Origin of the sequence: Brevundimonas sp. (assembly GCF_041648115.1) — a bacterium.
Classification (GTDB): domain Bacteria; phylum Pseudomonadota; class Alphaproteobacteria; order Caulobacterales; family Caulobacteraceae; genus Brevundimonas.
In genome coordinates this window covers 75,788-100,762 of sequence record NZ_JBAZPR010000016.1, presented here as the reverse complement: position 1 = coordinate 100,762, position 24,975 = coordinate 75,788, and the positions used below count along the sequence as shown (strand labels likewise).

Here is a 24,975-nt window from a genome sequence, read left to right as displayed (position 1 = left end):
TGCCGCCGCTCGCCTTGGCCAGAGCCATCGTGATCGCCGCCGTCAGCGTCGTCTTGCCATGGTCAACGTGACCAATCGTGCCGATGTTGCAGTGCGGCTTGTTCCGTTCGAACTTTTCCTTGGCCATGGCCAAACTCCTGATGGCCCGGGTCCGTCAGCGGAGGGGCGCGATGCTGATCTTTTTAAAAACCTGGAGCGGGTAGACGGGATCGAACCGACATCCTCAGCTTGGAAGGCTGCTGCACTACCATTGTGCTATACCCGCGCGGAAACTGCGGAAGTTCGCGAGGGAACGCCGCAGCCGATCCTCTTCGGGTCCTGATCCGTCGTATCCGTCAAGGCGCGTGGTGGGGGAAGTAGGACTCGAACCTACGAAGCTTACGCAGGGGATTTACAGTCCCCCCCCTTTGCCACTCGGGACATTCCCCCAGCGCGCCTTGTCGAACCGTCGGACCCCTCGTTTCCGCTATAAAGAAGCGGGACGAAACAAAAGCCTTCGGCTTGTCGCCTCCTCTAGGATAGAGGGGGCGCCCAGACCCGAAAGCCCTTGGGGCTCCAAATCGGAGGGCGTCTTATAGTGTCGTCGAAATCAGAACGCAACGACCGTAGAAGCGGTAAAAAACCGGTCTTCGGAAACCGGCCTGAAGGGCCGCGCGACAAGGGTCAAAAGCCCGCCGCGCAAGGGTTTGGTGGGCGCGACGATGCGCCCCGCCCGCCCCGTGCGCCTGATCGGAACAAGTCGGACGCCGATAATTTTCTGTGGGGCCGCCACCCCGTCCTGGCCGCTTTGGCGAATCCCGCGCGTCGCGGCACGGGTCGCCTGCTGGCCACGGCCGAGCGCGCCGCCGAGATCGAAGACGGCAAACTGGCCCACGGTCACAAGATCGAGGTGGTCGAGGTCCAGGCCCTGACCCGGATGCTGCCCCCAGGCGCCGTGCACCAGGGTCTTGCCTTCAAGGTCCAGCCGCTGGAAGGCGTGTCGCTGGAAGAGCTGGCCGATCCGGCGCCCAAACCTGGAGAAGGGGGGATCATCGTCATGCTGGACCAACTGACCGATCCCCAGAACGTCGGCGCCATCTTCCGCTCGGCCCTGGCCTTCGGTGCGCGAGGCATCATAGTCCAGGACCGCCACGCCCCGGCCCTGGCCGGCGCCCTGGCCAAGGCGGCGGTCGGCGCGACCGAACGCCTGCCCCATGCGCGGGTGACCAACCTGTCGCGCGCGCTGGAGCGGCTGGCCGACCTGGGCTGGCGCGCCGTGGGTTTGGACGGGACGGGCGAACAGACGCTGGAAGAAGCGCTGGATCGCCAGCCCACCGTACTGGTCATGGGGTCCGAGGGCGACGGCATCCGCCGCCTGGTCGCCGAACACTGCGACGTCCTGGCCAAGATCCCCATGCCGGGCGGTTTCGAGAGCCTTAACGTCTCAAACGCCGCCGCCGTCGCGCTTTATGAGGCGGCGCGCGCGCAACGCGGCTGACAGAAGGTCGCACCGGCGTTAGAGAGCGGAAATGGAATTTTTCTCGTCTCCCGAATTCGCCAGCCAGGCCGCCGCGCTGGGCCAGGTCCTGCTGATGGATCTGGTCCTGGCCGGCGACAACGCCGTCGCCGTGGGCCTGGCCGCCGCCGCCCTGCCCCAGGACCAGCGCAAGAAGGCCATCCTGATCGGCCTGGCCGCCGCCGTGGTCATGCGCATCGGCTTTGCGCTGATCACGGTCCAGCTTCTGGCCCTGGTCGGCCTGCTGCTGGCCGGCGGCCTGCTGCTGCTTTGGGTGTGCTGGAAGATGTGGCGCGAACTGCAGGAGCAGCGCACGCATAACCAGGCCGAGGCCGAGAAGGAACTCGAACTGGCGCTCAGCATCGAGCACGGCACAGGCCCCTCGCCCGAGGAACTGGGCGTCAAGCGCAAGACGTTCGGCGCGGCCCTGCTGCAAATCATGGTCGCCGACATCACCATGTCGCTGGACAATGTGCTGGCCGTCGCCGGCGCTGCGCACGAACACCCGTGGATCATGGTCTTCGGCCTGATCCTGTCGATCGCCCTGATGGGCGTCGCCGCCACCTATATCGCCAAGCTGCTGCACCGCTTCGCCTGGATCGGCTACGTCGGTCTGGTCGTCGTTCTTTACGTCGCCTTGCACATGATCTGGGACGGAGCGCGCCAGGTCGTGGTCCGCACGGGCAATATGGAACAGTTCAACGCCTCGGCCCCGGCCTTCCTCGACATCAGCGAGAAGGAAGCCGCCAAACACCTGGGCCAGAAGCGGACCGAGACCAGCCCGACGCCCGCGCCCGCCGCGCCGACCGCCCCTGCTCCGGCGCCCGCGACATGACGGTCGCCACGGTCACGGTCGAGGAGGCCGCCGCCTGGCTTCAATCCGGCGAGGCGATCCTGATCGACGTGCGCGAGCCGGACGAGTTCGCCGCCGCCCGCATCGACGGCGCCATCCTGGCCCCGCTCAGCCAGATGCCCGCCGCCTGGGAGGTGCTGGACCTGCCTGTCGACAGGAAGATCATCGTCCAGTGCCTGAAGGGCGGCCGCAGCCACCAGGTCTGCGCCTTCGTCGGCCCGACCGGCCCCGACCGTCAGCCCCTGTTCAACCTGACCGGCGGCATCCAGGCTTGGCATGCGGCAGGCTTGCCGGTCGTGTTCGCCGAATAGTCCTGATCAGCGGCCCCTGAGCCACCCCGTGACGGAAATCCGATCCGCCCCCGCCGATAGGGCGACCTGGGTCACAGAATGGGGCGTGGGCACCTTCAGCAGGTTCAGGGTGTTGAAGCGCGGCGTGAAGGCTTCGGCGACATTGCCATCGGTTCCGTGGAAGGCCAGCAGGCCACCCCACTCGATCCGCCAGGCGGGCGTCAGGTTGAGCACATAGGCGAAGAAGCGGTTCTTGCCGTCCGCATGGTCGTCATGCTCGGTCAGGAAATGTCCGGCGCGAAAGCGCGTTAGTTGCGCGTCCGCCAGGGCGATGCACGGCTCGCCGGTCACGTCCCGCATCAGGTCGAGAAAGGCTTCGCCGTTCAGGAAGGCCAGAAGGTCGGACCACACCGGCGCCGCCTGCCCCGCCTCGACCAGATCGTAGATCGGGTGATTGTCGTACAGATACTGAAAGTCGGTCTGGGCCGAGACCTGCACCGCCTGCCCCAAAGCCTGTTTCTGTCCCGGCTGCAGTGACGCCAGCCAGGCGGCGGGCAGATCGACATGCCCCGTCCCGCGTCGCGTCACGACATTGTAGTCAGCGGTCGTCGCCGCTTCATACAGTCCTTGAGCGTCGGCCGGGGTCAAGACGCCGTCGATCTGCGTCCGGCCTGTGCGCGCCAATCGCTCGCGAATCGCGGCGCGCCGTTCGTCGGTCAGGGGCGTCAGGGTCGGCGTCATCGCATATCCCCCACCCGCCCCATCAGGCGTCCGCGCCGCCGAAGCGTTCGGACCATTCCGCCACCTGGACGTCCTCGATCTTGGCGAACAACACGCCCTGGGCGGCGACCGGTTGGCCAATGGTCAACACGTTCAGCACATCTTCGTCCGCGCCGGGCCAACTCAGGTCGCTGGCGCTCACCGAGGCGGCGATCTTCTCGGCCGAGAACGGCAGGATCGGCGCCGCCATACGCGCAAACAGGGCCACCAGATTCAGGCCTGTGCGCACCCCCACCGCCGCGCGGTCGCGGTCGGTCTTCAGAGCCGTCCACGGCGCCGCGACCTGCAGATATTCGTTGCCCAGCACCCAGACGGCGCGCAGGGCCTGGGCCGCCTTCCTGAACTCCATGGCCTCGAACTGTTCGGTCGCTTCGGCGATGCCCGCCTTGATGTCGGCCTCCAGTTGGATTTCGACCGGGCCGGCCTCGCCGCCCTCGGGCACGACGCCGTCGAACTTCGACTCGGCGAACTTGACGATCCGGTTGACGAAGTTGCCCAGCACATCGGCCAAGTCCTTGTTGGTCGAGGCCTGGAAATCCTCCCAGGTGAAGGCCGAATCCGCGTGTTCCGGGCCGTAGGCCGTCAGGCGCCAACGCCAGTAGTCGGCCGGCAGCAGCCCCAGCGCCTGGTCCATGAAGACGCCGCGCTTCTGGCTGGTCGAGAACTTGCCGCCATACCAGTTCAGCCAGTTGAAGGCCTTTAGCTGGTCCACGGTCTTCCACGGCTCGCCCGAGCCGATGATGGTCGCGGGGAACGACACAGTGTGGAATGCCACGTTGTCCTTGCCCATGAACTGGACATAGCGAACGTCCTCCGCCCCTTCGTCCAGCCGCCACCAGTCGCGCCAGGTGTTGCCGGTCGCCTCAGCCCATTCCTCGGTCGCGCCGATATATTCGATGGGGGCGTCGAACCAGACATAGAAGACCTTGTCCTCCATGCCCGGACGCGGGAATTCGTCCTTCAGCACCGGCACGCCCCAGGCCAGGTCGCGGGTGATGCCCCGGTCGATCAGCCCCTCGTCCAGATGCTTGTAGGCGATGGACTTGGCCAGCAGCTGCCAGCCGCTTTTGCCATCGACCCAGGCACGGATCTGGGGCTCGATCTTGGTCTGCAGCAGATAGAGGTGACGCGTGTCGCGCACCTCCAGATTCCTGGACCCTGACACCGACGAATAGGGATCGATCAGGTCGGTGGGATCCAGCAGGCGTCCGCAGTTGTCGCACTGGTCCCCGCGCGCGCCGACATGGCCGCAGTGGGGGCAGGTGCCCTCGACATAGCGGTCGGGCAGGAAGCGGGCGTCGTCGATCGAATAGATCATCCGATCCACCCGTTCCTCGATCAGCCCGTTCTTCTCCAGCGTCTCGGCGAAATGCTGGGTCAGGCGATGGTTCTGCGGGTTCGACGACCGACCGAACCAGTCGTAGCTGAGGCCGAACGCCAGGCCGGCCGCCTTCTGGATCTCGTGCTGCTCGTCGCAATAGGTCCGCACGTCCTGTCCGGCGGTGGCGGCGGCCAGCTCGGCCGGGGTGCCGTGCTCGTCCGTGGCGCAGATATAGAGCACCTCATGACCCTGGGCCCGCTTGAACCGCGCCCAGACGTCGGCCGGCAACATCGAGCCCGCCAGATTCCCCAGGTGCTTGATGCCGTTGATGTAAGGCAGCGCCGAGGTGATGAGGATGCGGGCCATGATCGTCCAGGAGTTTGGGGAAGCGCAGGGATATAGAGCGGCGGCGCCGTTTCCTCAAACGCCTTGCGGCAATCGACGCGCTACGCGGACAAATCGCCCCGTCAGCAGGGTCGAGGACGCCAGGCTGGCGATCACCACCGCCCAGACCAAGCCGTCGATGCCCATCTGGTGCGCCAGCACCCAGCCTAGCGGCATCATCACCGCGCCATAGGCCGCGAAATGCATGATGGTGGGCCACCAGACATCGCCTGCGGCTCGGTTCGCCTGGGCCGCCACGACCTGGATGCCGTCCGCCACGAAGAACAGGGTCGCCAGAACCAGGGCCGGCGCCGCAATGGCCAGCAGGGCCGGGTCGCGGTTGTAGGCCCCGACGATCAGATGCGCGCTGGGCCAGACCAACAGCGCCACGACCAGGGTCATGGCCGTGACCACCCCCAGCCCGACCAGTCCCGCGCGCAACACCCCTCGCCCGTCGCCGGCGCCATAGCTGCGCCCCACCAGCACCGCCGTCGCCGACGACAGCCCCATAGGCAGCATGAAGACAATGGCCGAGACGTTCAGCACCACCGCCCAGGCGGCCGTCTCCGCCGTGCCGATCTGGCCGGCGAAGAAGGTGAAGCCGGAAAAGGCCCCGACTTCGATGAAATAGGATGCGCCGGCGCCCAGGCCGACCTTGACCTGCTCGCGCGCCGCCTTGGGGTCGCGCTCCGGCTTGTCGAAAATGCCCAGCGACCGCGCCTCGGGCAGGCGCAGGATGTAGATCACCAGGAAGATCGCCAGCGCCGCACGCGCGCCGAACGTCGCCCAGGCCGAGGCGAAGGCGCCGTCGAAACCGATGCCCAGCAGGTCCGGCACCAGCACGATGTTCAGCGCCAGATTGACCCCGTTCGCCACCCACATGGCGACCATGCCCGGCTTGGGCCGGCCCAGGGCCTCCAGGAAGAACTGCCCTGTCACCGAGATCAGATAGAAGGGCATGGACAGGGCGAACACGACCAAGGCCGGACCAGCGCCTTCTGCCAGTCCGTCCTCAAGCCCCAGCTTGCCCAAACCCCACGGGCCGATGGCGATCAGGGCGATCATGGAGATCACGCCGATCTGCAACGAATAGGTCATGCCCCGACGCAGCACAGAGCCGACGGCGTGCCGACGCCCCTCGCCCAGCATCCGCGCCGTCATCACCTGTACGCCCAGCATCAGGCCCACCGCCGTCGTCACGACGATCGACGTCGGCGCCCAGGCCAGCGAATGAAACGCCAGTTCCTTGCTGGAGAAGTTGCCCACCACGATGGCGTCGGTCAGACCCATGGTCATGATGCCGATCCGCGCCAAAATCACCGGCCATGCCAGGTTGAGCAGGTCGCGGAAGGCGGAACGGGTCTGGGGGCTGAGCGCGATCATCGGAGGCGGCACAGGCCATGCGGACCCGTCGGGGTCAACTCCCAAAAAACTTTGTGGATTTGGCCTACCAGGCGCCCAGTTCGCGAAGTTGGCGCACCAGTTCCTCCGGCGCCTCGCCCGCATCCAGCTCGGTCATGTCCACCGGCGCTTCCTTCGGCTCGAAATAGCGCCAGCCCTGGAACGGGCGGCGCGCCATCGGCGCCGTGCGGACGACCCTGGGCTCCAGCGTGATCTCGCAGCGGCTCTGCTTGCCCTCGCCCAGGGTGGCGATGTCCAGCACAGGCTGGCGGCAAACGATGGTCCCCTTAACCACCCAGTACAGCGACCCGCCGTCCTCGATCTCGGTCGCGCGTTTCGGCGTCATTCGCGTGTGGACCACCAGAGGCCCGCCCTTGGCGGCGCGGGCTTCCAGCCATTCGACGTCCGGCACCCCGACGCCCAGCTTGATCATGTGAAGCGGCATTGGCCCCACGTAGTGGCCCTTAGGCGCATTGGCCAGATTCTTAATCTACAGGGCCCAGGATGATTGAGCGCCATCTCCCCTCATCAGGCGCGACACAGGACCAGAATGTACGGATTGATTACCCGCCTGACGGCCCATCCCGGTCGTCGCGACGAACTTGGGCTGTGCCTGCTGGACCCCAATCTGAAGCGTCCCGGCTGCCACAGCTATGTCCTGGCCCACGACCTGAACGACGCCGACGCCCTGTGGGTCACCGAGGTCTGGATGAGCAAGGCCACCCACGACGCCTGGTCCGCCCAGATCCGCGAAACCCATGAACTGCTGCCGGCCCTCAGCCTGATCGCCACCTTCGGCGACACCATCTTCACCCGCCCCATCGGCGGCGTGGGGCTTTAGTTTTCCGGCTTCGCCATCGCGGCGGTCGCATCGCTGAGCGCAAGCTGGGCGAACCCCATTGAGGCCACAAGCGCCTCAAGAGTGCAGCGCACGCCGTGATCCTCGACCATCTTGGCCTTTTCGGCGTCCGACAGACCTGATCGATAGCCCACCAGCACGCGGTCCCATCGGTTCACGTTTCCTCGCCCCGCAAGCTTGCCCATGTAGAAGGTGACGTTGGAGACGGTGGCGACGTTTTGCGTCTCATCGACGCCGACGGTCTCCATAGCCACCACGACGCATTGCATGTCCGCAAGGTCCGCGCCTTCGACCCGAACAGTCTGCGTCTCGGGCTGGCCCGCCAGACCCGCAAGCACGGCCAAGGCCGCAAGGCCTCCCATACCCACGATCACGCCTCGCTCGTGATACGCGCCAGCTCGAAGCCGTCCACGACCTGATCCCCGACTGAGACCGCAACGCTTTCCACCACCCCGTCGAACGGCGCGGTTAGGGCGTGTTCCATCTTCATGGCTTCCAGCACCACGACCGGCTGACCCTTGGCGACGACGTCGCCCGCCTTAACGGGTGTAGCGACGATCTTGCCCGGCATGGGAGCACGGAGGGAGCCGTCGGAGACTACGCCTGCCCCCTTCGTATTTACTACAAAAGGTGAAACCTTCAGCGAAATACCATTTTCAAAAACAATGACCTCGCCATCTTCATTTCCCAAACGATAGAAGAACTTCTTGTCGTCAGGGCTAACGACTAAAGTTGATCTCTGAGCTTTCTGCCTGTTTCCGGGCAACTGGCTGACGGTCAGTGCATGACCATCAACGATCGCCTCATACGTCCAGGGGAGCTTTCCGGGCGACAGCGAAACCAACCGTTTTTCGCCTTCAACGGACAAGGTCAGGCTGGATGAAGCGACGCCATTAAGACGAAAACCAAACAGCCCTTTGATGTGCGTTTCCCATACATCAGAGTTGTCACGGCCTTGGAAACGCCAGGTCAATTCCTCACATACGAGCTTGGCCCCAGCTGCCACCGCCTGGTCGGAAGGTGCTGCTTTCAACGCCGCCTCCTCCGCCGCGATGAAGCCTGTATCCACGTCCCCCGCCACGAAGCGTGGATGCTCCAGGCAGCGTTTCAGGAAGCCGGCGTTGGCCTTGACCGGCCAGACCTCGACCTCGCCCGCCGCCTCGGCCAGACGCGCCGCCGCAGCCTCGCGCGTGTCTTCATGCACGATCAGCTTGGCGATCATGGGGTCGTAGAACTGGCTGACCTCGCCGCCCTGCTCTACGCCCGTATCGACGCGGATGCCGTCGGGCATGACGAAATGCTCCAGCCGGCCGATGGACGGCAGGAAGCCGTTCGCCGGATCCTCGGCATAGAGGCGCGCCTCTATGGCCCAGCCGTTCAGCCTGATCTCGTCCTGCTTCAGCGGCAGCGGCTCGCCCGCGGCCACGCGGAACTGCCATTCGACCAGATCGACGCCGGTCACGCTCTCGGTCACGGGATGCTCAACCTGAAGCCGGGTGTTCATCTCCATGAACCAGATGCCGTCCGCCTTCAGCCCATCCGAGGCGTCGGCGATGAATTCGATGGTCCCGGCCCCGACGTAGTTCACCGCCTTGGCCGCCTTGATCGCAGCCCCGGTCACGGCGGCGCGCACGGCATCGCTCATGCCGGGCGCCGGCGCCTCCTCGATTACCTTCTGGTGGCGGCGTTGCAGGGAGCAGTCGCGTTCGTACAGGTGGACGACATCACCGTGCTTGTCGCCAAACACCTGAACCTCGATGTGGCGCGGGCGGGTGATGTAGCGTTCGATCAGCACCCGGTCGTCGCCGAAGGCCGCCGCCCCCTCGCGCTTGGCGCTGGCCAGACCAGCGGCGAAATCGGCCGGATCATCGACCCGCTTCATCCCCTTGCCGCCGCCGCCCGCGACCGCCTTGATCAGCACCGGATAACCGATCCGCGAGGCCTCGGCGGTCAGGGTCGCCTCCGACTGGTCCGCGCCCTGATAGCCCGGCGTCACCGGCACACCAGCTTGGATCATCAGCTCCTTGGCCGCATCCTTCAGCCCCATGGCCCGAATCGAGGACGGGTCCGGCCCGATCCAGATCAGGCCCGCCGCCGCCACGGCCTCGGCGAAGTCCGCGTTCTCGCTCAGGAAGCCGTATCCGGGGTGGATCGCCTCCGCCCCCGTCGCCTTGGCCGCCGCCAGCACCTTGGCGCCGTCCAGATAGCTCTCGCGCGCCGCCGCCGGGCCGATCAGCACCGCCTCGTCGGCTTCGCGCACATGCAGGGCGTTTGCATCCGCCTCGGAATAGACGGCGATGGTGCGTAATCCCATCCGCTTGGCGGTGCGGAAGACACGGCAGGCGATTTCGCCGCGATTGGCGACAAGGACGGACTTGAACATGAAGCGGTCTTAGCCGGATCGTGCGCATCAGGCGAGAGGCAGAGCACGACCCTTCTCACGCGACGCGGCAGGCGTTAAGCCCCTCTCATGTCCCTGCGCCCCCTCTTCATCACCCAGGTCTATGAAGCCTCCCTCGCCGAAGGGCGCGGCTGGCCCGACTTCAACGAACAGCTGATCGACGTCATCCGCATGATGGCCGAGGAGGACGAGGCCGGCCGCCGGTGGTGCAAGGCCAACGCCTATCGCGGCTACACCTCCTACGGATCGCTGAACGACCTGCCCCAGCGGTTTCCCGAGTTCGCGGAGCTGAAGCGCCACCTGGATCGGCACGCCGTGGCCTACGCCAAGGCGCTGAACTTCGACCTGGCGAGGAAGCCGCGTCTCGACAATCTGTGGGTCAATATCCTCAAGCCCGGCGGCGGCCATACCGGCCATATCCACCCGCACGCCTTCCTGTCGGGCACCGTCTATATCGACATCCCCGACGGCGCCTCGTCGCTGAAATTGGAAGACCCCCGCCTGCCCTTCATGATGGCCCGCCCCTCGGTGACCGAGGAGGCGTCGGAGGCGGAACGCCCGTTCGTCTATCTGAAGCCGCAAGCCGGCACGGTGCTGATGTGGGAAAGCTGGCTGCGGCACGAGGTGCCGATCAACCTGGCCAAGGCCGATCGCATATCGATCAGCTTCAACTACGCCTGAATCTTAAGGCTGAACCGGCCGCCGCTAACGACGGCCGGTCAACGCAATCAGACCGTCCAGTTGGCCTTGCGTTTTTCCAGGAAGGCCAGCACGCCCTCGCGGCCTTCGTCGGACACGCGGGCGCGAGCGATGCGTTTGGCGGTCTCGTCCAACAGCCCTGAGTCGATCTTGTGGTGGGCGATGTCGTTGACCAGACGCTTGGCCTCGCCCATCGCGCCGGGCGCATTGCCGGTCAGGCTGTCGCTCAGCATCGAGATGAACTCTTCTACCGAACCCTCGGGCAGGACCAGGTCGATCAGGCCGGTGTGGGCGGCATAGTCGGCGTCGAAGCTGTTTCCCGTCAGGAACAGCTGGCGGGCGCGGCGGGCGCCGATGGCCTCAACGACATAGGGTGCGATGGTCGCCGGGATCAGGCCCAGCTTGACCTCGGAGAAGGCGAAACGCGCCCCTTCGACCGCCACGGCCATGTCGCAGGCGGCGACGATGCCGGCCCCGCCGCCCATCGCATTGCCCTCGACCAAGGCCACCGTCAGGGCCGGAATATCGTGCAGCGCCTTCAGCATTTTCGCCAGGCCCATGGCGTCGTCGCGGTTGTCGCTCTCGGACCAGCCGGCGGCGTCGCGCATCCAGTTCAGGTCGGCCCCGGCGCTGAAGGTGCCCCCCGCCCCGCGAATGAAGACGGCGCGCACGCGGTCTGCGCCGTGCAGGGTCTCGAACGTCTCGTGCAGGGCGGCGATGGTCGCGGCGTCGAAGGCGTTCTTCTTCTCTGGCCGGTTGATGGTGACGAAGACGATGCCGTCCGTCGTGGAATCGATCTGCACCAGATCGTCGTTCGCATCCGGCGCGGGGTCCGCGACCAGCGGCTGGGCGATGGAATTGATCTCGGCCGCCTCCGCGTCGGTCACATCCAGAGCGTCGATGTCCGCCGGGGTATTTTCATTCGCCATGGGGGTCTCCTTGGGGGCAGCGGCGGCTCACGTCCTCGGGGCCATCGCCATAATAGAAGCTGAGCGTCTGTCGGTCGTCGGACAGGATGAGCGTGCGATAGAGCCGTTCGATCCCATCATAATCCTCGTAATCGACGACGAGGTGGATCGAGTTTGCATCGATGCGGGTCACTTCGACGACGCTGTCTCCCTCCTCGAAATAGGAGATCGAGCTGTCGCTGATGACGAAACGCTCGCCGCTTTCGCGGTTGCCACAGGCTTCCGGCACGCTGCTCCATTCCCCCTGATATTCGGCGGGAATGGTCTTCAGCGCGTTTTCGGCGAATGCACGCGCCGCGAACGAGACGGCCAGCATCAGGGCGGCGATGACGTGAACAGGCTGTATCATCACATCCTGAACAGGCCGAAGGTCGTCTCGGGGATCGGGGCGTTCAGGCTGGCGCTGATCGCCAGGCCCAGCACGTCGCGAGTCTGGGCCGGATCGATGACGCCGTCGTCCCACAGGCGGGCGGTGGCGTAGTAGGGATTGCCCTCGTCCTCGTACTTCTGACGGATCGGCGCCTTGAAGGCCTCGGCGTCGTCCGCGCTCCAGGTTTCGGCGTCGCGGTGGACGGTGGCCAGGACGCTGGCGGCCTGTTCGCCGCCCATCACCCCGATGCGGCTGTTGGGCCAGGTGAAGAGGAAGCGCGGGGAATAGGCGCGGCCGCACATGCCGTAGTTTCCGGCCCCGAAGCTGCCGCCGATCAGGACGGTGAACTTGGGCACTTCGGCCGACGCGACGGCCGTGACCAGCTTGGCGCCGTCCTTGGCTATGCCGCCCGCCTCGTACTTGCCGCCGACCATGAAGCCCGAGATGTTCTGCAGGAACAGCAGCGGGATCTTCCGCTTGCTGGCCAGTTCGATGAAGTGCGCGCCCTTCTGGGCGCTTTCCGAGAAAATGACGCCGTTGTTGGCCAGGATGGCGACCGGATAGCCCCAGATGCGGGCGAAGCCGCAGACCAGCGTCGAGCCATATAGTGTCTTGAACTCGTCGAACTCGGACCCGTCCACAAGCCGGGCGATGACCTCGCGCACGTCATAGGGCGCGCGGACGTCGTCAGGGATCAGACCATACAGCTCTTCGGCCGCGAAGGCCGGCGCGCGCGGTTCACGAACATCCATCTCGACCGACTTGGTCGTGTTCAGATTGGCGACGATGGACCGCACGATCTCCAGCGCATGCTCGTCGTTCTCGGCGACATGATCGACCACGCCCGAGCGGCGGCCGTGGGTCTCGGCCCCGCCCAGCTCCTCGGCCGAGATCACCTCGCCGGTCGCGGCCTTCACCAGCGGCGGGCCGGCCAGGAAGATGGCGCCCTGGTTTCTGACGATGATCGTCTCATCCGACATGGCCGGCACATAGGCCCCGCCGGCGGTGGACAGGCCCATGACGCAGGCGATCTGGGCGATGCCCTTGGCGCTCATCCGGGCCTGGTTGAAGAAGATGCGGCCGAAATGGTCGCGGTCAGGGAAGACCTCGGCCTGGTGCGGCAGGTTGGCGCCGCCGCTATCGACCAGATAGACGCACGGCAGGCGGTTCTGCTCGGCGATCTCCTGGGCGCGCAGATGCTTCTTCACCGTCATGGGGAAGTAGGCGCCGCCCTTCACCGTCGGATCGTTGCAGACGATCATGACCTCACGGCCCGAGACGCGGCCGATCCCGGCGATGACGCCGGCGGCCGGCGCTTCGCCGTCATACATGCCGTGCGCCGCCAGTTGCCCGACCTCCAGGAAGGGCGAACCGGGGTCCAGCAGCCGCTCGACCCGGTCGCGGGGCAACAGCTTGCCGCGGGCGACGTGACGCTCGCGCGACTTGTCGGACCCGCCGCGCGCGGCCTTGGCCACATGGTCGCGCAGTTCGGCGACCAGAGCGCTGTTGTGCGCGTGCAGGGACTTGTATTTGGGGCTTTGCGGATCGACCGCTGACGTCAGCTTCGGCATGAGGCTGGTTTAGGCGGGGTCGCGAGGCGTCACAAGCGCCTGCCGTCATCCTTGCCTCCCCGCTCCTTTTCCCCTATAGGCCCCGCCTTTCCAGGGCTTCGGTCCTGTCGCGGAACACCAAAGGGTTGGACGTTCGGTCCGGCCGCCGCGCCAGGAGCCATCGTGGGGATCGACTTACCCGGTCGTTTCCACGCCGACGCCCACAAGGGAGAATACCGCATGGCTCTTTACGAGCACACGGTCATGTCGCGCCAGGATATCTCGGCGCAACAGGCCGAAGCGCTGAACGACACCATCAAGGGCTTGATCGAACAAGGCGGCGGTTCCGTCGCCAAGATCGAGTACTGGGGTCTGCGCAACCTGACGTACCGCGTGAAAAAGAACCGCAAGGCTCACTATTCGCTGCTCGCAGTCGATTGCCCGCCAGCCGCCATGGCCGAGGTCGAGCGTCAGCTGTCGATCAACGAAGACGTGCTGCGTTGGCTGACCGTCCGCGTCGAGGAACTCGACCTGGAACTGTCGCCGCTGCTGGCCCGTCGCGAGCGTGAACGCGAGCGTGAGCGCGAGCGCACCCCGCGCGAAGACGCCGCCGCCGACGCCGAATAAGGAACCCGGAACATGACCGATACCCCCATCAGCTCGGGCGCCCCGACCCCGGGCGCACCGGCGGGCTCCGGCGCCGCCGGCCGCCGCCCCTTCTATCGTCGCCGCAAGGTCTGCCCGTTCTCGGGAGCCAATGCGCCGAAGATCGACTACAAGGACGTGAAGCTGCTTCAGCGTTACGTCTCCGAACGCGGCAAGATCGTGCCCTCGCGCATCACCGCCGTCTCCCAGAAGAAGCAACGCGAACTGGCCAAGGCCATCAAGCGCGCTCGCTATCTGGCCCTCCTGCCTTACGTGGTGAAGTGAGATGAAGGTCGTTCTGCTTGAACGCGTCGAGAATCTCGGCGCCATCGGCGACGTCGTGTCCGTCAAGGACGGCTTCGCCCGTAACTTCCTTCTGCCGCGCGACAAGGCCCGTCGGGCCACCGCCGCGAACCTGAAGGCGTTCGAACTCGACCGCGTCGCCATCGAGCAACGTAACGACAAGAACAAGGCCGATGCACAGAAGGTCGCCGACAAGATCGACGGCCAGACCTACATCATGATCCGTCAAGCCGGTGAAACCGGTCACCTGTACGGTTCGGTCGCCGGCCGCGACGTCGCCGAGGCCATCCAGGCCGAAGGCGGCAAGGTCGAGCGTTCGCAAGTCGTCCTGAACACGGCGATCAAGAACCTGGGCGTCCACGAAGTGCCGGTCCGCCTGCACGCCGAGGTCCGCGCCACGGTCAAGATCAACATCGCCCGTTCGATGGATGAAGCCGAGCGTCAGGCCAAGGGCGAGGACGTGATCCGCAGCCAGTTCGACGATGAGCGCCAGGCCGCCGAGCAATCGGCCCAGGAACTGATCGAAGGCGGCGCCGGTCAACAAGAAGGCTTCGGCGACGAAGCCTGATTGACCCCGGCCTTCGGGCCGGATCGCCAAGACATCAAGGGCGCGTTCCGCAAGGGATGCGCCCTTTTTGCTGCTTAAAAATTGAGCGTCGCTGCGCACACCCCTTCGGCGCAATCACTGGCTGACTCACCACAGGTGATAGATTTTCTATTGCTCGCCGCAGAAAACATGGCGCGCCGCGCTGATTGACCCGCCGCACCTTCGCGCTGATATGGCCATGACCGCCGGGATCTCCCCGACCGTGCGGTTGGAGACGGCGATGACGACTACCCCTTATCTCGTGGCGATGCCGCCCGACCGTGGGCGATGTTGCGGCTGAGGCCGTACGACACTTGAACTTCAGATCGACTTCAAAGCCCGCCGCCATCAGCGACGGCGATGCGCGCTCGCGCCAAAAACAAGCCTTAGGAAATCTCTCAATGCGCAATACCCTGCAACGGGCCGCCGCCCCGGCCCTGTTCGCGACCGTCTCAACGCTCGCCCTGCTGACCGCCGCTCCCGTCTTCGCCCAAACCGCTGAGCCGACCGCCGATGACGCCGCCCAAGTAGACGACATCGTCGTCACCGGCACGCGGGTCCAGAACCGCTCGCGCCTGGACACCCTGGCCCCCGTGGACGTGGTGACGGCGCAGGCGCTTCAGACGCGCGGCACGACCGAGTTCGCCACCGCCCTGGCCCAGGCCGTCCCGTCGCTGACCTTCCAGCGCCCGTCTGCCAACGACGGCACCGACTCGATCCGCCCGATCACCCTGCGCGGCCTGTCACCGGATCAGACGCTGGTGCTGGTGAACGGCACCCGGCGTCACGCCTCGGCCTTGGTCAACGTCAACGGCGTCGTGGGTCGCGGCTCGGCCGCCGTCGACCTGAACACCATCCCGACCGGCGCCCTGGACCGGGTCGAGGTGCTTCGCGACGGCGCCTCGGCCCAGTACGGCTCGGACGCGATCGCCGGCGTGGTGAACCTGCGCCTGAAGGAAGCCTCCAGCGGCGGCGGCGCCAGTGTGACCTACGGCCAGTATTTCACCACGGTGAAGACCGCGCGTGGCGAACGCGACGAACAGGACGGCGGCACTGTGACGGCCTCGGCCTGGCAGGGCTTCTCGCTGGGCGACGACGGCTTCCTGACCCTGTCGGCCGAATATCTGAACCGCGAATCGACCAACCGCTCGGACTATGACCCCCGCGCGGCGGCGAACGGCGCGATCACCGCCCGCTTCGGCGACCCGGACGTGGAGCAATGGACGGTCTTCGCCAACGCCGGCAAGGGCCTGGGCAACGGCTGGGAGGCCTATGGCTGGGCCGGCTATCAGGACCGCGACAGCGAAGGCGCCGCCTTCCCTCGCCTGTCCGACAACGCCAACAATGTCGCCGCCATCTATCCCAACGGCTTCCTACCCAAGGTGGCCATCAACTCCAAGGACGCCTCGCTGGCCGGCGGACTGCGCGGCGAACTGGCCGGCTGGAACACGGACGTCAGCGTGACCTATGGCCGCAATGCGCTGGACTTCCGCACCGAGGACTCGCTGAACGCGACCTATGGCGCGGCTTCGCCGACCAGCTTCGATTCCGGCAGCCTGATCTATGACCAGCTGGTGCTGGGCGCCGACTTCAGCCGCGAGTTCGAGGTCGGCCTGTCCGGCGGCCCGCTGAACTTCGCCTGGGGCCTTGAGCAGCGCTGGGAGAACTACAAGATCGAGGCCGGTCAGCCCGAAAGCTACAATCGCGGCCCGCTGGGCGCCAATGCCGCCCTGACCGGGGGCGCCCAGGGCTTCGTCGGCTTCCAGCCCTCGAACGCGGTCGATGTGGATCGCGACAACTTCGCCGCCTACGCCGACGTGGAAATCCCCCTGACCGACAAGCTGCGTGTCGAGGGCGCCGTGCGGTTCGAGGACTATTCCGACTTCGGCGACACCCAGACAGGCAAGCTGTCGGCCCGCTATGACTTCACGCCCAGCTTCGCCCTGCGCGGTTCGGTCTCGACCGGCTTCCGCGCCCCGTCTCTGCAGCAATCGTATTTCACCTCCACCGCCTCGGTGATCCAGAACGGCGCCGTGGTCGAGACCGGCACCTTCCCCGCCACCAGCGCCGTCGCTGCGGCCCTGGGCGCCCGCCCGCTGAAGGCCGAGACCTCGACCAACTATTCGCTGGGCGCGGTCATCCGCCTGGGCCGGTTCGACCTGACGGTGGACGCCTACAAGATCGACATCGAGGACCAGATCGTGCTCTCGGAGCTGATCAACCGCTCCTTCTCGCCCCAGGTCGCCAGCCTGCTGGACCCGCAAGGCATCCAGGCGGCGCGGTTCTTCCTGAATGGCGTCTCGACCTCGACCGAGGGCGTGGACATCGTGGGCCGCTATCGTCTGCCGACCGACACGCTCGGCGACTTCGACTTCACCTTGGCGGCCAACATCAACGATGTGTCGGTCAACAGCCTGCCGACCTCGTCGTCGGTGCTGAACCCGGTCCCGACCCTGTTCGCCCGCCAGCGCATCCTGACCATCGAAGACGGCACGCCGGACACCAAGGTCTCGGCGGCGGCGGACTGGAGCCGTGACAAGTGGGGCGCCACCGTCCGCGCCACCTACTATGGCGACGTGCTGCAGGCCGGGTCGGTTCCGGCCAACGACTACAGCACGGGCGCCAAGACGGTCGTCGATCTGGAAGGCCGTTTTCAGCTGACGGAACGCGTCGGCGTAGCCATCGGGGTGGACAATGTGTTCGACGAATACCCGGACTTCGTGCCGGGAACGCTGAACTCCAACGGCGTGCTGGGCTTCCCCTATTATTCGCCGTTCGGGTTCAACGGGCGTTACGGCTATGCGCGCGTCAGCCTGAAATGGTGAGGTCGAGCTGACGAGCTATGAGGCAAGGGCGCTCTGCGGAGCGCCCTTTTCCTTGATCGGATTACGAAAACTTCAGCTTAGCCCCTCCACCGCGCCGCAGTTGCGACACATATCGGCGTTCAACCTTGGCCTTGCCAGAGGGGGCTCTGGAGGGGACCGACATGAAGACCAGAACCATCGCAGCAGGCGTCGTCGCGCTATCGCTTATCGCCGGCGCCGCTCAGGCCATGACGGTGCAGGAGTTTCTGACCACCGCCAACGCCATCCCTCAGAACCCGACGGCCCTGCTGCGCTCGGACACGCGCCGGCTGATGGCCGAGTTTCGCGGCGCCGCCCGCACGGTTCGCGCCGAACAGACCGCCGCCACGACGGCCGGACGACCGCCCGCGACCTGCATGCCGGAAAAGGTCGGCTTCTCGCCGGACCAGATCCTGGCCCGCTTCAACACCATTCCCGCCGCGCGTCGCAACATCAGCGTGACCCAGGCGATGCGCGAATGGATGGCGGCGGAGTATCCCTGCCGATAGGGTCAGGCGGATCGACGATCCTTCGCAGGACGGACGAAATCCGATTGAGGAATTCCGGTTCGTCCCCAGCCCCAACAATCTGTCCACGGTGCAGGCGACGTCCTCGTCTGACGCAGGCGTATGGGACGGCTAAAGCGTTAATCGATGAACGCCTTCGCCCCCATGCCCTTCTCGTCCTCGCCCATGGAAAACGGCGGCGTCAGTTCGATGCCGCACAATCTGGAAGCCGAGCAGGCGTTGCTGGGCTCGCTGATGTTCGACAACGCCGTGTTCGAACGGCTGAACGACCGACTGCGCGGAGTGCATTTCTACGAACCCTTCCATCAGCGGCTGTTCGATGCGGTCGAGGATCATATCCGCCAGGGCATGCTGGCCGAGCCCACCATCCTGATGGAGCGGTTCAAGCAGGATCCGGCCTTTCAGGAGTTCGGCGGCCTGCGCTACCTCGCCGATCTGGTGGACCGCGCGCCGCCCGCCGCCAATGCGCCCGACTATGCCCGCGTCGTCTATGACCTGGCGCTGCGCCGCGACCTGATCCGCATCGGCGGCGACATGATCAAGGAGGCGCCCAATCCCGAGACCCCCGCCGACGAACAGATCGAACAGGCCGAACAGACCCTGTATTCGCTGGCCGAGACGGGCAAGCCGTCGTCTGGATTCGTCAGCTTCTCCAACGCCTTGTCCGGCGCCGTTCAGATGGCGGCCGAGGCCTATCAGCGTGAGGGCAAGCTGGCGGGCCTGGCCACGGGCCTGAACGACCTGGACCGCAAACTGGGCGGCCTGCACCCCTCCGACCTGCTGATCCTCGCCGGCCGTCCGTCGATGGGCAAGACGGCCCTGGCCACCAACATGGCCTTCAACGTGGCCCGCGCCTATCAGTGGGAACCGACACCCGAGGGCCGCAAGACGGTCAACGGCGGAGTGGTCGCCTTCTATTCGCTGGAAATGAGCGCCGAACAGCTGGCCATGCGTATTCTGGCCGATGCGTCCGGCGTGTCGTCGGACAAGCTGCGCAAGGGCGAGATCGACGCCACCGACTTCGGCAAGCTGCGCGACGCAGCGGTCGAGATCGGCGAGGCTCCCCTCTACATCGACGCCACCGGCGGCCTGTCCATGTCCAAGCTTGCCGCCCGCGCGCGCCGCCTGAAGCGGATGGAGCACGGGCTGGACCTGATCATCGTCGACTATCTGCAACTGGTCACGACCGGCAACGCGGGTGGCCAGAAGAACCGGGTTCAGGAGGTGTCCGAAATCACCGGCGGACTGAAGGCCCTGGCCAAGGAACTGTCGGTGCCGATCATCGCCCTGTCGCAGTTGTCGCGTCAGGTGGAACAGCGCGACGACAAACGCCCGCAACTGTCCGACCTGCGCGAATCCGGCTCGATCGAGCAGGACGCCGACTGCGTGATGTTCGTCTATCGCGAAAGCTATTACCTGGGCCGCGCCGAACCGCGCGAGGGTTCAGAAGAACACCTGCAATGGCAGCAGGACATGGACCGCCTGCAAGGCCAGGCCGAGGTCGTCATCGGCAAGCAACGCCACGGCCCCATCGGCATCGTCAAACTGGCCTTCGACGCCGACACTGTCCGCTTCGGCAACCTGGCGCACGGCTATGAAGAGGTCAGCTACGAGTAAGTCGCTTTGACGCCTGCGTGTCTTCTAGCGCGGTCCTGAACCGAGAACGCTCAAGCCTATAGCAGCCGCCCATAGCAAGGGTGCAAGGCTCAACCCCAGCGCCAGTCTTGGCTGTCTCAGTCCATAGGCGATCCAGGCCAGGAGCGGTGACACCAGGATTGCGATGGGAAGGGTCAGAACCGTCCAGAAGAATATCTGCGCCGGAACAGAACGATCAGTCCCGAAGCCCATGAGCGTCGCCGCCGCCATGGCCCCCGCCGGCGCCGTCGCCAGCACACCGCCTACGCTGGCCACGATCAGCCAGATTAACAACGGCTGGCTGCGCTTCGGCTGATGCGGAACGAACGTCATGATCAAAACCTAACAGCCTTCCCCTCTTCCATCGTCAAAAACTTGGGGCATAACGAGCGGATGTTGACCCCCGCCGTCCTGTCCGTCGATCTCAGCGCCCTGGCGCGGAACTACCATACGCTGGGCGCCGTCAGCGGCCAGCCGGTGCATCCGGTGGTCAAGGCGGACGGCTATGGGCTGGGCGCGCAAGCCGTAGCGACACGGCTGATGGCCGAGGGGGCGCGGACCTTCTTCGTGGCGCGAGCGGCGGAAGGGGTTCGGTTGCGGGCGGCCTTGGGCGCCGATGGTCCCGTCATCTATGTGCTCGACGGCTGCCACGGCGACGACGCCGGGATGCTGAAGGCGGCGGACCTGCGGCCGGTGTTGAACCATCCCGCGCAGATTCAGGCCTGGCTGGCGGCGGGCGGCGGGACGTGCGGCCTGCAGATCGACACCGGCATGAACCGGCTGGGCGTCCGGCCCGAGGATGCGCCCGAGGCCTTCGACGGCCTGGCCCTGGTCCTGACCCACCTGGCCTGCGCCGATGAACCCGCCAATCCGATGAACCGGCGCCAGCGCGACGCTTTTGCGGGCGTGGTGGATCGCTATCCGGGCGTGATCCGATCCTTCGCCAACTCCAGCGGTTGTTTCCTGGGCCCCGAGTTCGCCTTCGACGCCGTGCGGCCGGGGATCTGCCTTTACGGCGGCGGGCCGGAGGGACGGCCCGATCCCCGGATCGCCCCCGTCGCCACCTTGACGGCCCAGGTGCTTCAGGTGCGCGACGTGCCGGCGGGCGAGAGCGTCGGCTATTCGCGCGGCTTCATCGCCGAGCGCCCGATGCGAGTCGCCACGGTGGCGGCGGGCTATGCGGACGGACTGCTGCGGTCCTACTCGCCCCAGGGCGCGGTCTGGATCGCGGGCCAGACCCGACCGCTGCTGGGCCGGGTCTCGATGGACGTCTGCGCGGTGGACATCACCGGCCTGGACGTCGCGGTCGGCGATCCGGTCGAGCTGTTCGGCGCGAACCTCTTCATCGACGACGCGGCGGCGGCTGCGGGGACCATCAGCTATGAGCTGCTGACCTCGATCACAACGCGCGTCCCGCGTCGCTACGTGGATTAGACGGCGCCGGACATTACCGCGCGTCCTTGACTACCTCGCCGCCCTTGACGACCACGGGCACGGTCTGGAGCGTGGTCACGTCGGCCAGCGGATCGCCCGCCACCGCGATCAGATCGCCGTAACGACCGACCGACACCGCGCCCACGTCGGCCTCGCGTCCCAGGGCCTGCGACGCGTTCCAGGTGGCGGCGCGGATGGCCTCGGCCGGGCTCATGCCAAAGCGGACCATGACGGTGAACTGCTCGGCGTTGCGGCCATGCGGATAGATGGCGGCGTCGGAACCGAACACCATGCGCGCCCCGGCGTGGTGGGCGCGGCGGAAGTTGTCGCGCTGGGCCTGGGCGATCTCGCGGTCCTTGCGCAGATTGTCCTCGGTGACGCCGAACTCGGTGCCGGTCGCCTGGGTGAAGTCGGTGTTGTAGATGTCCATCGACAGCCACGTCCCGTGCTCTCGGGCCAAGCGGATGCCCTCGTCGTCGATCAGCGAAGCGTGTTCGATGGTGTCGATGCCGGCCCGGATGGCGGCCTTGATGCCTTCGGTCCCGTGGGCGTGGGCGGCGACCTTCAGGCCCCACATGTGCGCCTCGTCCGCGACGGCGCGCAGTTCGGCCTCGGTCATCTGTTGCTGGCCAGGCTCGGTGTTGTTCGAGAAGACGCCGCCGGTAGCGCAGACCTTGATGACCTGGGCGCCGTATTTGCGCACCTCGCGCACGCTGTGACGGGCGGCGTCGGGACTGTCGGCGTTGTATTCGTTCCGCATTTCCATCGAATGCGGCAGACCGGTATGATCGCAATGACCGCCTGTCGCGCCGAAAGAAACCCCCGCCGGGACGACACGCGGCCCCTCGACGAAGCCGCCGTCGATGGCCTGGCGCAGGGCGACATCGGCGAAGGGCGGACCGCCCAGATTCCGCACCGTGGTGAATCCGGCCATCAGCGTCGCGCGCGCATGCGGGACCTGCAGGATCGGCTCGAAGTCGTCGGCGAACCGCAGGGCCTCGAAACCGGCGACATAAGGGGTGCCGCCCAGATGGACGTGCATGTCGATCAGGCCGGGCAGCAGGGTCAGACCCGGCAGGTCCAGACGCTTCGCATCCGCCGGCAGGTCGGCCGGGACGCGGTCGCCGACGGAGACGATCCGGCCATCGGTGATCACCACCACAGGAGCGGCGACATAGACTCCACGCTCGACATCGACCATGCGGTCGGCGGTGACGACCAGCGTCTCGGCCCAGGCGGCGCTCGCCATCAGGGTCATCGCCAGCGTCGCTACGCCGGCAATGGCGCGTTTGCAGAGTGTCATGAAAATCCCCATCCCCGTGATCCGCCGATCCTGCCACGGAATCGGCGGAGTGGAACGAAGAAAGCGATCAGAGGCCGTTCGCGGCGGGGGCCATCAGCTGGAGTGCTGACCTCGGTCCCCACCGCGCGCCGCGTCTATCTCAGTAGCCTGCGCCCATGGCGGCCAGACCAGCCGTCGAGGCCACGAACGTCAGGGCGATAGCCCCGATGATGGCGGCCATCACCATGCCCAGCACGATGCCAGCGATCAGGACGACGATGAAATAGACGACCTTCTTGTCTTCCGGGACCTTCATCAGGATCGGCAGACCCAGGAACAGCAGGACCAGGCTGTAGATGCCGCCGATGATCGACAGCCAGCCGAGCAGCGGGATCAGGTTGAACACGCCCGCGATCCACGATGCGGTCGAGGCATAGACCGCCAGCTTCATCGCCTGCACTTGATTGGGCGCGCCGCCGAAGCTGGACGCCAGGGCGTTGATGATGATGCCGAGAATGAAGACGCTGGCCAGCGACAGGCCATAGGAGACGATGGCCAGCACCAGGGCGCTGACGATCGAGGCGTGGCCGAACGCCACGCTGCCGATCAGCGTCGCGACCGGACCGATGGCGGCCAGGATCATCGCATAGCGGGTGAACAGGCTCTTGGTGGTGGCGAACTCGCTGTCGATGCGCAGCCACTCGATCTTGGGCTGAAGCAGCATTCCCTTGACCCTGGCGACGAGCGCCGGATCGACGGCGGGTTGTGATTGGGACGTCGGATCGGTCATGGGCGCCTCGGCGATGGATAAGGTCGGATGTTGACGTTGCGTCGCCTCAAGTAGCAAGGGCGTGCGACGGGTTCTCAATACCTTGGTATGGCAAAGGTTGCGTGTACGACCGAAACTGTCGTGGAAACAGGCCATGCGCCGTCGAACAGGCGGCCTACACCGTCCGATCTGCTAAGGAAGCCCATGGCTCGCGATTCCGCCCTCTATGTCTGTCAGTCCTGCGGCACGGTTCACGGCAAATGGTCGGGCCAGTGCAGTTCCTGCGGTCAGTGGAACACCCTCAGCGAGGAAAGCCGTTCGGCCCCGCCCGGCGCGATCAAACCCTCGGCTGCGACCTCGGCCCGATCGCGCGGCATTCAATTCGAGACCCTTCAGTCCGACACGCCCGAACCGCCGCGCATCACCACGGGCGTGGCCGAGTTCGACCGCGTCTGCGGCGGCGGCGTGGTGCCGGGATCGGCCATATTGCTGAGCGGCGACCCTGGCGTGGGCAAATCCACGCTGTTGCTGGAGGTTGCGGCCAAGGCGGCGCTGAAGGGATCCCGCGTGGCCTACATCTCGGGTGAGGAAGCCGTCGAGCAGATCAGGGCGCGCGCCAAGCGAATGGGTCTGGCCGACGCGCCGGTCAATCTGGCGGCGGCGACCGCGCTGCGCGAAATCCTGGGCACGCTGAAGCGCGAGCAGTTCGACATCGTCATCGTCGATTCGATCCAGACCCTGTGGTCCGACGTGCACGAGAGCGGCCCCGGCTCGATCACCCAGGTTCGGGCCTGTGCCGGCGAAATGGTGCGGCTGGCCAAGTCGCAAGGCGTGGCGGTCGTTCTGGTCGGACACGTCACCAAGGACGGCCAGGTCGCCGGCCCCCGCGTGGTCGAACACCTGGTCGACGCCGTCATGACCTTCGAGGGCGAGCGCGGCTATCCGTTCCGCATCCTGCGCGCCGGCAAGAACCGCTTCGGCGCCACCGACGAGATCGGGGTGTTCGAAATGGGCGACAGCGGCCTGCGCGAGGTCGCCAACCCGTCCGCCCTGTTCCTGGGCGAGGGCAAGGAGCGCGCGCCGGGCGCCGCCGTCTTCGCCGGGATCGAGGGCTCTCGACCCGTGCTGGTCGAGATGCAGGCGCTTGTGTCCAAATCCGCCTATGGCACCCCGCGCCGCGCCGTGATCGGCTGGGAAACAGGACGCCTCGCCATGGTGCTGGCCGTGCTGGAGGCCCGCTGCGGTTTCGGCTTCGGCGATCAGGACGTCTATCTGAACGTCGCGGGCGGCCTGCGCATCAACGAGCCCGCGGCGGACCTCGCGGCGGCGGCGGCCCTGATCAGCTCGGCGACCGGCGTCTCCCTGCCCCAGGGCTGCGTCGTCTTCGGCGAGATCGGCCTGTCGGGCGAGGTCCGCAGCGTCGGCCGCGCGGAGGCCCGCCTGCGCGAGGCGCAAAAACTGGGCTTCGATCAGGTTCTGAGCCCGACTTTGACCGCCAAGACCAAGGGGGTGAAGGTGACGTCGGTGACGCGACTGACGGATGTGGTCGAACGAATCTCGCAGAACCGCTATTAGACCCT

At 66.3% G+C, this 24,975-nt stretch carries 26 protein-coding genes and 2 tRNA genes; 13 read left to right on the top strand and 15 right to left on the bottom strand.

Going from position 1 to position 24,975, the window contains the following annotated elements:
* The 3 genes from WC597_RS14790 to WC597_RS14780 all read right to left on the bottom strand — a co-directional run.
* Nucleotides 1-127: GTP-binding protein (locus WC597_RS14790; protein ID WP_372694480.1), on the bottom strand; the 127-nt coding region annotated here is incomplete at its 3' end.
* Between the two features lie 64 nt (nucleotides 128-191).
* Nucleotides 192-265, bottom strand: a tRNA-Gly gene (locus WC597_RS14785).
* Nucleotides 266-345: 80 nt separating this feature from the next.
* Nucleotides 346-429, bottom strand: a tRNA-Tyr gene (locus WC597_RS14780).
* A gap of 148 nt (nucleotides 430-577) precedes the next feature.
* Between WC597_RS14780 and rlmB the strand changes: the two genes are divergently transcribed.
* The 3 genes from rlmB to WC597_RS14765 are packed head-to-tail and all read left to right on the top strand — an operon-like array spanning nucleotide 578 to nucleotide 2,659.
* Nucleotides 578-1,477 carry a 23S rRNA (guanosine(2251)-2'-O)-methyltransferase RlmB gene (rlmB, locus tag WC597_RS14775; protein WP_372694476.1) on the top strand — a complete coding sequence of 300 codons (900 nt, stop codon included), beginning with the start codon at nucleotides 578-580 and terminating at the stop codon, nucleotides 1,475-1,477.
* 31 nt (nucleotides 1,478-1,508) lie between these two features.
* Nucleotides 1,509-2,330 (top strand): YjbE family putative metal transport protein, encoded by an 822-nt coding sequence (locus WC597_RS14770; RefSeq protein ID WP_372694474.1) that lies wholly within the window; start codon nucleotides 1,509-1,511, stop codon nucleotides 2,328-2,330.
* The gene (locus WC597_RS14765; protein ID WP_372694472.1) at nucleotides 2,327-2,659 is read left to right on the top strand and encodes a rhodanese-like domain-containing protein; all 333 of its coding nucleotides are present in this window, start codon (nucleotides 2,327-2,329) and stop codon (nucleotides 2,657-2,659) included. The genes WC597_RS14770 and WC597_RS14765 overlap by 4 nt, the downstream gene beginning before the upstream one ends.
* A gap of 6 nt (nucleotides 2,660-2,665) precedes the next feature.
* Here WC597_RS14765 and WC597_RS14760 read toward each other — a convergent pair whose 3' ends face one another.
* The 4 genes from WC597_RS14760 to WC597_RS14745 all read right to left on the bottom strand — a co-directional run bounded on the left by WC597_RS14760 (nucleotide 2,666) and on the right by WC597_RS14745 (nucleotide 6,969).
* Nucleotides 2,666-3,379 (bottom strand): 2OG-Fe(II) oxygenase family protein, encoded by a 714-nt coding sequence (locus WC597_RS14760; protein ID WP_372694470.1) that lies wholly within the window; start codon nucleotides 3,377-3,379, stop codon nucleotides 2,666-2,668.
* Between the two features lie 22 nt (nucleotides 3,380-3,401).
* Nucleotides 3,402-5,105 carry a methionine--tRNA ligase gene (gene metG / locus WC597_RS14755; RefSeq protein WP_372694468.1) on the bottom strand — a complete coding sequence of 568 codons (1,704 nt, stop codon included), beginning with the start codon at nucleotides 5,103-5,105 and terminating at the stop codon, nucleotides 3,402-3,404.
* A 54-nt stretch (nucleotides 5,106-5,159) separates the two neighbouring features.
* Nucleotides 5,160-6,506, bottom strand: a complete 1,347-nt coding sequence (locus WC597_RS14750; RefSeq protein ID WP_372694466.1) for an MATE family efflux transporter — start codon at nucleotides 6,504-6,506, stop codon at nucleotides 5,160-5,162.
* A gap of 64 nt (nucleotides 6,507-6,570) precedes the next feature.
* Nucleotides 6,571-6,969: a DUF1489 family protein gene (locus WC597_RS14745; protein WP_372694464.1), complete on the bottom strand. Its 399-nt coding sequence runs from the start codon at nucleotides 6,967-6,969 to the stop codon at nucleotides 6,571-6,573.
* Nucleotides 6,970-7,074: 105 nt separating this feature from the next.
* Between WC597_RS14745 and WC597_RS14740 the strand changes: the two genes are divergently transcribed.
* Complete coding sequence (locus WC597_RS14740) at nucleotides 7,075-7,365, top strand: antibiotic biosynthesis monooxygenase family protein (RefSeq protein ID WP_372694462.1); 291 nt, start codon at nucleotides 7,075-7,077, stop codon at nucleotides 7,363-7,365.
* On the opposite strand, the gene WC597_RS14735 is transcribed toward WC597_RS14740, so the two are convergent.
* Nucleotides 7,362-7,757 carry a hypothetical protein gene (locus tag WC597_RS14735; RefSeq protein WP_372694460.1) on the bottom strand — a complete coding sequence of 132 codons (396 nt, stop codon included), beginning with the start codon at nucleotides 7,755-7,757 and terminating at the stop codon, nucleotides 7,362-7,364. The genes WC597_RS14740 and WC597_RS14735 overlap by 4 nt on opposite strands.
* Entirely contained in the window at nucleotides 7,754-9,766 is a 2,013-nt protein-coding gene (locus WC597_RS14730) for a biotin carboxylase N-terminal domain-containing protein (RefSeq protein ID WP_372694458.1), read from the bottom strand. The genes WC597_RS14735 and WC597_RS14730 overlap by 4 nt, the downstream gene beginning before the upstream one ends.
* Before the next feature lie 87 nt (nucleotides 9,767-9,853).
* Here WC597_RS14730 and WC597_RS14725 point away from each other — a divergent pair, with 87 nt between their 5' ends.
* Entirely contained in the window at nucleotides 9,854-10,465 is a 612-nt protein-coding gene (locus WC597_RS14725) for a TIGR02466 family protein (protein ID WP_372694456.1), read from the top strand.
* Nucleotides 10,466-10,512: 47 nt separating this feature from the next.
* Here WC597_RS14725 and WC597_RS14720 read toward each other — a convergent pair whose 3' ends face one another.
* The 3 genes from WC597_RS14720 to WC597_RS14710 are packed head-to-tail and all read right to left on the bottom strand — an operon-like array spanning nucleotide 10,513 to nucleotide 13,392.
* Nucleotides 10,513-11,412: an enoyl-CoA hydratase-related protein gene (locus WC597_RS14720; protein ID WP_372694454.1), complete on the bottom strand. Its 900-nt coding sequence runs from the start codon at nucleotides 11,410-11,412 to the stop codon at nucleotides 10,513-10,515.
* Nucleotides 11,402-11,800: a hypothetical protein gene (locus WC597_RS14715; RefSeq protein WP_372694452.1), complete on the bottom strand. Its 399-nt coding sequence runs from the start codon at nucleotides 11,798-11,800 to the stop codon at nucleotides 11,402-11,404. The genes WC597_RS14720 and WC597_RS14715 overlap by 11 nt, the downstream gene beginning before the upstream one ends.
* A complete protein-coding gene (locus WC597_RS14710; RefSeq protein WP_372694450.1) occupies nucleotides 11,800-13,392 on the bottom strand; it encodes a carboxyl transferase domain-containing protein in 1,593 nt (530 codons plus the stop codon). The genes WC597_RS14715 and WC597_RS14710 overlap by 1 nt, the downstream gene beginning before the upstream one ends.
* Nucleotides 13,393-13,611: 219 nt before the next feature.
* Between WC597_RS14710 and rpsF the strand changes: the two genes are divergently transcribed.
* From rpsF to WC597_RS14680, 6 genes are all read left to right on the top strand, one after another.
* Nucleotides 13,612-13,998, top strand: coding sequence for a 30S ribosomal protein S6 (gene rpsF / locus WC597_RS14705; RefSeq protein ID WP_135193337.1), 387 nt, complete (start codon nucleotides 13,612-13,614; stop codon nucleotides 13,996-13,998).
* Nucleotides 13,999-14,010: 12 nt separating this feature from the next.
* The gene (gene rpsR, locus WC597_RS14700) at nucleotides 14,011-14,301 is read left to right on the top strand and encodes a 30S ribosomal protein S18 (protein ID WP_372694448.1); all 291 of its coding nucleotides are present in this window, start codon (nucleotides 14,011-14,013) and stop codon (nucleotides 14,299-14,301) included.
* A 1-nt stretch (nucleotide 14,302) separates the two neighbouring features.
* Entirely contained in the window at nucleotides 14,303-14,887 is a 585-nt protein-coding gene (rplI, locus tag WC597_RS14695) for a 50S ribosomal protein L9 (RefSeq protein ID WP_135193070.1), read from the top strand.
* 419 nt (nucleotides 14,888-15,306) lie between these two features.
* Nucleotides 15,307-17,730, top strand: a complete 2,424-nt coding sequence (locus WC597_RS14690) for a TonB-dependent receptor plug domain-containing protein (RefSeq protein ID WP_372694446.1) — start codon at nucleotides 15,307-15,309, stop codon at nucleotides 17,728-17,730.
* A gap of 161 nt (nucleotides 17,731-17,891) precedes the next feature.
* A complete protein-coding gene (locus WC597_RS14685) occupies nucleotides 17,892-18,257 on the top strand; it encodes a hypothetical protein (RefSeq protein ID WP_372694444.1) in 366 nt (121 codons plus the stop codon).
* 144 nt (nucleotides 18,258-18,401) lie between these two features.
* Nucleotides 18,402-19,892: a replicative DNA helicase gene (locus WC597_RS14680; RefSeq protein ID WP_372694442.1), complete on the top strand. Its 1,491-nt coding sequence runs from the start codon at nucleotides 18,402-18,404 to the stop codon at nucleotides 19,890-19,892.
* Between the two features lie 24 nt (nucleotides 19,893-19,916).
* On the opposite strand, the gene WC597_RS14675 is transcribed toward WC597_RS14680, so the two are convergent.
* The gene (locus tag WC597_RS14675) at nucleotides 19,917-20,243 is read right to left on the bottom strand and encodes a hypothetical protein (RefSeq protein WP_372694440.1); all 327 of its coding nucleotides are present in this window, start codon (nucleotides 20,241-20,243) and stop codon (nucleotides 19,917-19,919) included.
* 60 nt (nucleotides 20,244-20,303) lie between these two features.
* Here WC597_RS14675 and alr point away from each other — a divergent pair, with 60 nt between their 5' ends.
* Nucleotides 20,304-21,344, top strand: coding sequence for an alanine racemase (gene alr, locus WC597_RS14670; RefSeq protein ID WP_372694438.1), 1,041 nt, complete (start codon nucleotides 20,304-20,306; stop codon nucleotides 21,342-21,344).
* A 13-nt stretch (nucleotides 21,345-21,357) separates the two neighbouring features.
* Here alr and WC597_RS14665 read toward each other — a convergent pair whose 3' ends face one another.
* Nucleotides 21,358-22,647 carry an amidohydrolase family protein gene (locus WC597_RS14665; protein ID WP_372694436.1) on the bottom strand — a complete coding sequence of 430 codons (1,290 nt, stop codon included), beginning with the start codon at nucleotides 22,645-22,647 and terminating at the stop codon, nucleotides 21,358-21,360.
* A gap of 139 nt (nucleotides 22,648-22,786) precedes the next feature.
* A complete protein-coding gene (locus WC597_RS14660) occupies nucleotides 22,787-23,416 on the bottom strand; it encodes a Yip1 family protein (RefSeq protein WP_372694434.1) in 630 nt (209 codons plus the stop codon).
* A gap of 183 nt (nucleotides 23,417-23,599) precedes the next feature.
* On the opposite strand from WC597_RS14660, the gene radA reads away from it, so the two are divergent.
* Entirely contained in the window at nucleotides 23,600-24,970 is a 1,371-nt protein-coding gene (gene radA, locus WC597_RS14655) for a DNA repair protein RadA (protein ID WP_372694432.1), read from the top strand.
* Nucleotides 24,971-24,975: the final 5 nt, after the last annotated feature.

Excerpts from the sequence above, each read along its gene's own strand:
- WC597_RS14770 (WP_372694474.1), top strand. The coding sequence starts at position 1,509 with ATGGAATTTTTCTCGTCTCCCGAATTCGCCAGCCAGGCCGCCGCGCTG.
- WC597_RS14765 (WP_372694472.1), top strand. The coding sequence starts at position 2,327 with ATGACGGTCGCCACGGTCACGGTCGAGGAGGCCGCCGCCTGGCTTCAA.
- WC597_RS14760 (WP_372694470.1), bottom strand. The coding sequence starts at position 3,379 with ATGACGCCGACCCTGACGCCCCTGACCGACGAACGGCGCGCCGCGATT.
- metG (WP_372694468.1), bottom strand. The coding sequence starts at position 5,105 with ATGGCCCGCATCCTCATCACCTCGGCGCTGCCTTACATCAACGGCATC.
- WC597_RS14750 (WP_372694466.1), bottom strand. The coding sequence starts at position 6,506 with ATGATCGCGCTCAGCCCCCAGACCCGTTCCGCCTTCCGCGACCTGCTC.
- WC597_RS14745 (WP_372694464.1), bottom strand. The coding sequence starts at position 6,969 with ATGCCGCTTCACATGATCAAGCTGGGCGTCGGGGTGCCGGACGTCGAA.
- WC597_RS14740 (WP_372694462.1), top strand. The coding sequence starts at position 7,075 with ATGTACGGATTGATTACCCGCCTGACGGCCCATCCCGGTCGTCGCGAC.
- WC597_RS14730 (WP_372694458.1), bottom strand. The coding sequence starts at position 9,766 with ATGTTCAAGTCCGTCCTTGTCGCCAATCGCGGCGAAATCGCCTGCCGT.
- WC597_RS14725 (WP_372694456.1), top strand. The coding sequence starts at position 9,854 with ATGTCCCTGCGCCCCCTCTTCATCACCCAGGTCTATGAAGCCTCCCTC.
- WC597_RS14720 (WP_372694454.1), bottom strand. The coding sequence starts at position 11,412 with ATGGCGAATGAAAATACCCCGGCGGACATCGACGCTCTGGATGTGACC.
- WC597_RS14715 (WP_372694452.1), bottom strand. The coding sequence starts at position 11,800 with ATGATACAGCCTGTTCACGTCATCGCCGCCCTGATGCTGGCCGTCTCG.
- WC597_RS14710 (WP_372694450.1), bottom strand. The coding sequence starts at position 13,392 with ATGCCGAAGCTGACGTCAGCGGTCGATCCGCAAAGCCCCAAATACAAG.
- rpsF (WP_135193337.1), top strand. The coding sequence starts at position 13,612 with ATGGCTCTTTACGAGCACACGGTCATGTCGCGCCAGGATATCTCGGCG.
- rpsR (WP_372694448.1), top strand. The coding sequence starts at position 14,011 with ATGACCGATACCCCCATCAGCTCGGGCGCCCCGACCCCGGGCGCACCG.
- rplI (WP_135193070.1), top strand. The coding sequence starts at position 14,303 with ATGAAGGTCGTTCTGCTTGAACGCGTCGAGAATCTCGGCGCCATCGGC.
- WC597_RS14690 (WP_372694446.1), top strand. The coding sequence starts at position 15,307 with ATGCGCAATACCCTGCAACGGGCCGCCGCCCCGGCCCTGTTCGCGACC.
- WC597_RS14685 (WP_372694444.1), top strand. The coding sequence starts at position 17,892 with ATGAAGACCAGAACCATCGCAGCAGGCGTCGTCGCGCTATCGCTTATC.
- WC597_RS14680 (WP_372694442.1), top strand. The coding sequence starts at position 18,402 with ATGAACGCCTTCGCCCCCATGCCCTTCTCGTCCTCGCCCATGGAAAAC.
- WC597_RS14675 (WP_372694440.1), bottom strand. The coding sequence starts at position 20,243 with ATGACGTTCGTTCCGCATCAGCCGAAGCGCAGCCAGCCGTTGTTAATC.
- alr (WP_372694438.1), top strand. The coding sequence starts at position 20,304 with ATGTTGACCCCCGCCGTCCTGTCCGTCGATCTCAGCGCCCTGGCGCGG.
- WC597_RS14665 (WP_372694436.1), bottom strand. The coding sequence starts at position 22,647 with ATGACACTCTGCAAACGCGCCATTGCCGGCGTAGCGACGCTGGCGATG.
- WC597_RS14660 (WP_372694434.1), bottom strand. The coding sequence starts at position 23,416 with ATGACCGATCCGACGTCCCAATCACAACCCGCCGTCGATCCGGCGCTC.
- radA (WP_372694432.1), top strand. The coding sequence starts at position 23,600 with ATGGCTCGCGATTCCGCCCTCTATGTCTGTCAGTCCTGCGGCACGGTT.